Below are 1,527 nucleotides of genomic sequence, written 5' to 3' on the forward strand. Positions count from 1 at the left end.
CCTCAGAGCTTGTGACCCTATGAGTTGCGAGCGCGGCATTTGCCCTGGTAAGGCGATGGCGCGATCGGAAGGATGCCCTCAAGGTTGGTTTGGTCATGCGGCTTGGGCCAGGAGCCTGTGTCCGGCGAGAACGTTGTTGGCGAGGGCAAACCAGCGCAGCGCTGTGAGCACTTTTTCGCGACCTCGAACCGTGAACTGGCGCAGGCCCCAATTGCGGAAGCGAGCGTTGATGCATTCGCCCGGCGCCCGGCGTTTGTAGACGCCCTTGCCATGGGGGCTTTTCATGCGTCTGCGCCAGGCGGCCATGCCGGGGCCGTCGTCAGAACGCGGCGCATAGGGATCGGTCCGATGCTTGCTGTTGGCAGGCGGGCCATAGACCTTGATCCCCTCGGCCGCGGCCCATTCGATGTCCTCGTTCTTGTTGAACCCGCCATCGACGAGATAGCGCTTCGCGCGACCATAAAACCCCGCAAGCCGTTCCTGCATCGGCCGCATCAGGCCTCGATCCGAGCCGACGTTGGTCGCATCCACGGCAATGGCGATCTGTCCCTCGGCGACGCTTGCGACCTGGCAATTGTAGGCCGGGCGGAAGCCGCCATCAGCCATCTTCATGACCCGCGCCTGCGGGTCGGTCGTGGAAGCGCGCGGCTCGGAGCGTTTGCTTCCCTTCTTCCTGTTGGTCCTGTTCTCGCGGCCACGCCGCGCCCGATGCGCTTCGATCTCGGCAAGCTGCTCGAGTGCCGCCGCAACACGCGCCTCGCGTTCACGGACCGCCCGGTCCTGTGCGGCTTTGATACGCTTGTTGCTGGCGTCGGGATCGTCGTCATTCTCCTGCCGCAGGTGCTCGACCAGACGCTTGGCCTTCTTCAACTCCTTGTGCAGCTTCTTCTTGCGCCGGAACGAACTCGCTCCGGCCGCGGCCCGCACACGCACGCCATCCTGCACCACCTCGTCAAGGTCGATCACCCCTGCGACCGAGAGCGAGGCAACGTGTTCGACCAGCAGCCGATCCAAAAGCTCCGGATGCGCCGTGCGGAACTCCGACAGGCTGTGATAGTTCACGCTCACCCCGCCGCACAGCCAGCGATAGCCATCATGGCTCTCGCACAGTCGTGCCAGCGCCCGGGCGCTGCCGACCCCCTGGCTCGTGGCAAACAGCCACAACGCCAGTTGCAGGCGCGGGCTGACTGGCGCTTGACCCGGACCATGGACACGAGCCCGAACGGTCTCTTCAAGCGCGCTCAGATCGAGCTTCTGGACATAGGCCCAGATCACACGGGCCGGATGCTCGGCAGGCAGCAGCGCCTCAAGATCCACCGCGCGCAGCTCAACTTGATCACGGACAGGCTCGCGAAGCCGCGGCTGCCCTAGCCATTCCCGCGCAGCCGGCTCAACTTCAGGCAAATCACCAAATAGCGTCTCGCGTGACATCCCTGCCTCCATCGACCGTTGAAAGCAGAGAATCATTCGACTCACCGTTCCGCAAACGGAAACGCCTCAAATCACATAGATTCACAGCCTCTCAGG

At 63.9% G+C, this 1,527-nt stretch carries 1 protein-coding gene; it reads right to left on the reverse strand.

Features of this window, described 5'->3' with window-relative positions; genetic code table 11:
• Positions 1-93: 93 nt before the first annotated feature.
• On the reverse strand, positions 94-1,431 hold the full coding sequence (locus QJT82_RS45340) for an IS1182 family transposase (protein ID WP_259243149.1): 1,338 nt from the start codon (positions 1,429-1,431) through the stop codon (positions 94-96).
• Positions 1,432-1,527 lie beyond the last annotated feature (96 nt).

The sequence above is a fragment of the Bradyrhizobium sp. Mp19 genome (assembly GCF_029952935.1).
Lineage (GTDB): Bacteria > Pseudomonadota > Alphaproteobacteria > Rhizobiales > Xanthobacteraceae > Bradyrhizobium > Bradyrhizobium elkanii.